Annotated in this window: 3 protein-coding genes and 2 pseudogenes; 1 reads left to right on the forward strand and 4 read right to left on the reverse strand. The window is 65.5% G+C overall.

The annotated features are described in order from the left end of the window. Window positions 1-356 precede the first annotated feature (356 nt). A pseudogene (locus ACFV9O_RS39630) lies at window positions 357-494 on the forward strand (IS5/IS1182 family transposase); the annotation flags it as partial. Between the two features lie 246 nt (window positions 495-740). Here the strand turns inward: ACFV9O_RS39630 and ACFV9O_RS39635 are convergent. The 4 genes and pseudogenes from ACFV9O_RS39635 to ltrA all read right to left on the reverse strand — a co-directional run. Next, window positions 741-962, reverse strand: a pseudogene (locus ACFV9O_RS39635) (integrase core domain-containing protein); the annotation flags it as partial. Window positions 963-978: 16 nt separating this feature from the next. Next, window positions 979-2049 (reverse strand): IS110 family transposase, encoded by a 1071-nt coding sequence (locus ACFV9O_RS39640; RefSeq protein WP_385427763.1) that lies wholly within the window; start codon window positions 2047-2049, stop codon window positions 979-981. A gap of 198 nt (window positions 2050-2247) precedes the next feature. Next, the gene (locus ACFV9O_RS39645; RefSeq protein ID WP_385427766.1) at window positions 2248-3135 is read right to left on the reverse strand and encodes an IS3 family transposase; all 888 of its coding nucleotides are present in this window, start codon (window positions 3133-3135) and stop codon (window positions 2248-2250) included. Between the two features lie 30 nt (window positions 3136-3165). Further along, window positions 3166-4602 carry a group II intron reverse transcriptase/maturase gene (gene ltrA / locus ACFV9O_RS39650; protein WP_385427769.1) on the reverse strand — a complete coding sequence of 479 codons (1437 nt, stop codon included), beginning with the start codon at window positions 4600-4602 and terminating at the stop codon, window positions 3166-3168. Between the last annotated feature and the right edge of the window lie 140 nt (window positions 4603-4742).

Raw genomic sequence — 4742 nt, forward strand, 5'->3', positions numbered from 1 at the left:
ACCGGCTGCGGCAACATCGCCGCCGGCCTGCGCAAGCACTCCCGAGACGCCACCCGACCACTGACCACCCTCGGCATCACGTGATCAAACCGGACGGATCCCCTGAACGACGCCGCCCTGCTCCGTGCCGTCGTGACCTTGGGCAGAGACGTCAACGATCGTCGGCCTGGTATGGAACGCGAGCTGCTGCATCTGGAGGAGGGCACAGCGAAAGTTGCAGTTGAGTGCAGCGTTTGTATCAGACTGGGCGTAACAAATGCTGCACCGCAGACGGGACCGCCGGCCCCTCCCCTCCGGAGGCTCAGTCAGGACCGTGGGAGTCGCACACTCGTGCAAATGCCCAGTGTGTATGACACGGCTCTCCCTACGAGGCGATCGCCGACACGACATGCTCAGCCACCGCGACCCCCAACCGTCGCGATGAGTCGATCCGGCTCGGCGCCGGCCTCGTCCTCGACCAGATCGCCGTCGACGGCTCCATCACGAAGGCGCCTCGTACATCCGCGGCGTCGTCCGTCGCGTACAGGATGCCGGGAGCGGAGGCGCACCATCCTGAGCGCCACGGATGATTCGGGGGCCTTCACGCGCACCGCCCCGACGCGCCCACCGGCCCGCTGTCCCCCCACCCCGCTCCCACCCGAGCCGAGGAGCTGGAGCAGCTGCTGGACCGGGCCGCCGTCCTGGCAGCGTTCCCCACCACCCACGACGCGCCCTGAACCGTTCCGGGTTTGATCGAGACTCTATGACGTGACTGTGACCTGGTGTTTTGTGGCTGTCAGGTAGTGGTGGGCTTCGTATTCGGCGGGTGGGACGTGGCCGATCTCACCGTGAAGTCGACGGTGGTTGTACCAGTCGATCCATTCGGCGGTGGCCAACTCGACCTCGGACAGGGTCCTCCAGGGCCGTTGGGGTTTGATCAACTCGGTCTTGAAAAGGCCGATCGTGGACTCCATCAGGGCGTTGACGCTCCTATGGTTGTCAACTCGTTGCAGGTGTCGCTCTGGGGGCGGGGCGAATCAGGTGGTAGACCTCGCGGATGACGTAGCGCTTGAGACAGCGGATGATCTCTCGTTTCGTCTTGCCCTCAGCGGTGCGGCGGGCAACGTAGTCGATCGTGGGCTGGTGGAATCGCATGCGGACGATGACGGTGCGGTAGATCGCGGCGTTGAGCTGGCGATGGCCGCCGTGGTTGATGCGGTGTCTGCCACCGGTCATCCCGGAGCCGGTGGGCACCGGTGCGATGCCCGCGAGTTTGGCGAGTGCGGCTTCGGACTTGATGCGTTCGGGGTTGTCGCCGGCCACGACGAGGATCTCCGCGGCGGTGTCCACACCGATACCGAATGGCTCGAGCAGCTGCGGGGCGGCTTGGTGTACGAGATCGGCGATCATCTTCGTCAGCGCTTTGGCCTCTTCGTTCAGGTACTGCCACCGCTTGGCGAGTGTTCGTAGGGCGTGACGCAGCGCGTCCTCGGGGGCTTCCAAGCGGCGAGGACGCAGACCGGCCAGGTGCCGTGCCAGGGTGATCTGTGTTTTACCAGCAGTCTCGTGGCGCAGGGCATCGGGCGCGTGGACGAGCATCGCCTTGATCGTGACCATCGCGGCCGTGCGCTGTTCGACGGCCTGGTCATGGGCGATCTTGAGCTGACGGATCATCTCGGCTTCGCCGTCGGCGCTCTTGGGGGTAGCGGTGGCGAACCCGGCCAGGACCGCGCGGGCGGCGTTCTCGGCATCCAGAGTGTCGGACTTGCCGTTCATCCGCCGCAACCGTCGGTCGGGGCGGCCGGCCTCGACCACCTTGTGCCCGGCCCGGCGCAGGAACGAGGCCAGCGTGGCGCCGTAGGAGCCGGTGCCCTCGACCCCGAACGCCAGGACCTTGCCGAACGAGGCTGCCCAGTCCAGCAGTTGCTGGAATCCGCCGGTGTCCGTGGGAATCGTCAAGGTCGCCAGGATCCCGCCGATGGTGTCCATGACTGCGGCAACGTGCACGTGCTTGTGTGTGTCGACGCCGATCACAACATGCCCAGACCTGGGTTTCTCGCTGTCGCGCACCGTGTTCCTCCCGGTTGCTAGCGTGGAGTAGACGCTGTCGCCGGTCGGACGGACAGGACTGTCACGGGGACGCTTTGACGAGGTGGCTCCAGGCTCCTATGAGGTCACGTCCGCCCGACGGCAGCGCTTGCTGCGTGCCCGGCCGGCCGGTCGACAGATCAACGCCAGGACACCCATAGGGTCAGTCATAAGCAAGAGTCAGACCGTCACGGCCGGGGCTACCCAATCCTTGCGGGATCCGGCACCAAGAGGCTGACAGTCGTAGGCGTCGCCAACCGAGCCGATGGACGCTGCGATGCCCTCGCCTTGGAGATGGGTGGCCAGCTTGAACGAGGTGTACTGACTGCCCGCGTCGCTGTGATGGATCAGCTGCCCGGGTTGGTGCGGACTGCCTTCCCGGTCGCGCTGCCATAGCCCCATCTCCAGTGCGGCCAGGACGAGTTCGGTGTGCTTGGTGGTGGCCGCCGACCAGCCGACGATACGGCGGGAGAAGGTGTCCACGACGAACGCGACGTAGACGACCCCGGCCCAGGTGGCAATGTGGGTGAAGTCCGCGACCCAGCAGCGGTTCGGCGCCTGGGCGACGAAGTCCCGGTCGACCAGGTCGGGGGCCCGGCCGGCGGCCGGGTCGGTGACCGTAGTGATGACCTTCTTGCCGCGGACGGCGCCGGTGAGGCCGAGCTCGCGCATCAGGCGCTCAACGGTGCACCGGGCCACCGCATGACCTTGTCGGTTCAGCTCGCGCCAGATCTTCCGGGCCCCGTAGACGCGGTAGTTGGCGTCGAACACCTGCTGGATCAGCGCCTTCAGTTCCGCGTCCCGGGTCGCCCGCAGCGACGGAGGCCGGGCCTTGGCTGCGTAGTAGGTGGAGGGGGAGATACCGACACCATGCTCGTTAAGAACGGTGCAGATCGGCTCGACGCCGCCGAAGCGGTCCCGGTTCTCGTCGACGAAGGTCACGAGCGCAGATGTGGCCGGTCGGTGAAAGTCGGCCCGGGGCGCGGTTCCGGCCTTTCGGCCAGCCCGTTTCCCCGGACCGCTTCCCGAACCCGGCGGGCACCTCTCAATGCACCGGGCTCTCCACAAGTCCCGAAATGGGCCGCGTGTTGGACATCCTCATCCCGCGATGGGCCAGGGAGCCGGAATAACGGATCCCCGATAGCGGTAGCGGGTCGTGCCTACCTTCTCAGGATCGAACAGCTCCCTGTTCTCGCTGGTGGGCCACCATCCGCCGCCGCAATAGCGGTTGCGGATTTCCTTCCAGGTGGACCGGCGGTGTTTGCGCCGCATCCATCGCCATACCGTCTGCCACGTGTAGTGGCTCAGGTAGGCGAAGGTCGCGGAGGACACCCCGGGCCGGAAGTAAGCACACCAGCCTCGCAGCGCCATATTCAGCCGACGCAGCAGGTCGTCCAACGGCTGGTTCACTTCGACCTCTCGGCACAGCACCTTGACCTTCCGCTTTACGGCCTGGACGGCCTTCTTCGCGGGATAGGTATAGACGTAGTGCTGACTGGTGCCTCTCTTGCGGTGGCGCTGGAGGTGCCACCCGAGAAAATCCAGCCCTTCCTCGATATGGGTGATCAGAGTCTTCTCCGGTGACAGGCGCAAGCCCACCGTGGACAAGACTCCTGTGATCTCCTCGCGCAGAACTTCGGCATCCGCTCGGGAGCCGAAGACCATCAGGCACCAGTCGTCTGCATACCGCACCAGGCGGTAGGTGGGCAGACCGTGACGGTGCCGTCTGGCCCGTTCCAGCTTCCCAGCCCCGGGACCTCCCGGCGCCTGGGCGATGTACTCGTCCAGGACCGACAGTGCCACATTGCTGAGCAAGGGCGAGAGGATCGACCCTTGTGGGGTTCCGGCGGTGGTCTCCCGCAGCAAGCGGTCCTCACCGAGGATGCCCGCCTTGAGGAAAGCCTTCACCAGATCCAGTACGCGTTTGTCTCCGACTCGCCGCCGCACCCGGTCCATCAGGGCCGAATGTGAAATTTCGTCGAAGCAGGCCGTGATATCGCCCTCCACGATCCACTCATAATTGCGTGGCCGTGAAGCGAGATAGCGTACCTCGGCTACCGCGTCATGAGCCCGACGGTTCGGACGGAACCCGTAGGAGCACGGGAGGAAATCCGCCTCGAAAATTGGCTCCAACACCAGCTTCAAGGATGCCTGGACCACCCGGTCGGTGATGGTAGCGATCCCCAGACGGCGTAGTTTCCCGCCAGCCTTCGGGATCATGCGCTCCCGCACCGGAAGCGGGCGGAAACTACGGTCCTTCAGTCGCGACCGCAGTTCGTCGAGAAAATCCTCCACCCCCTGCCCGGCCTCGACGGAACGGGCCGTGCGCCCGTCCACTCCAGCCGTGCGGGCACCCTTGTTACCCCTCACCCGATCCCAGGCCACCAGGAGGAAACCGGGATCGGTAACGAGGTTGTAGAGGTCATCGAACCTGCGATGAGAATCATCACGAGCCCAACGGTGCAGCTTGGTCTGGATATTCAGTACCCGTCGCTCCGCCACATACACGGCGCGCTCCAGTTCGTCGGTATTCACCAGCGAAAACCTCCCGACATTCCAGCAACCTCGACTGCTGACTTGCTGGCCCCGCAGGGTAGGCCGCCGGCGAGGTGTCCGCTGATGCGGACCCTTTTCCGACGGCCCCCCACCGAACCGGGCATGCGACTTATCACCGC

Source organism: Streptomyces sp. NPDC059909 (assembly GCF_042730885.1).
In the GTDB taxonomy this organism is placed as follows: domain Bacteria; phylum Actinomycetota; class Actinomycetes; order Streptomycetales; family Streptomycetaceae; genus Streptomyces.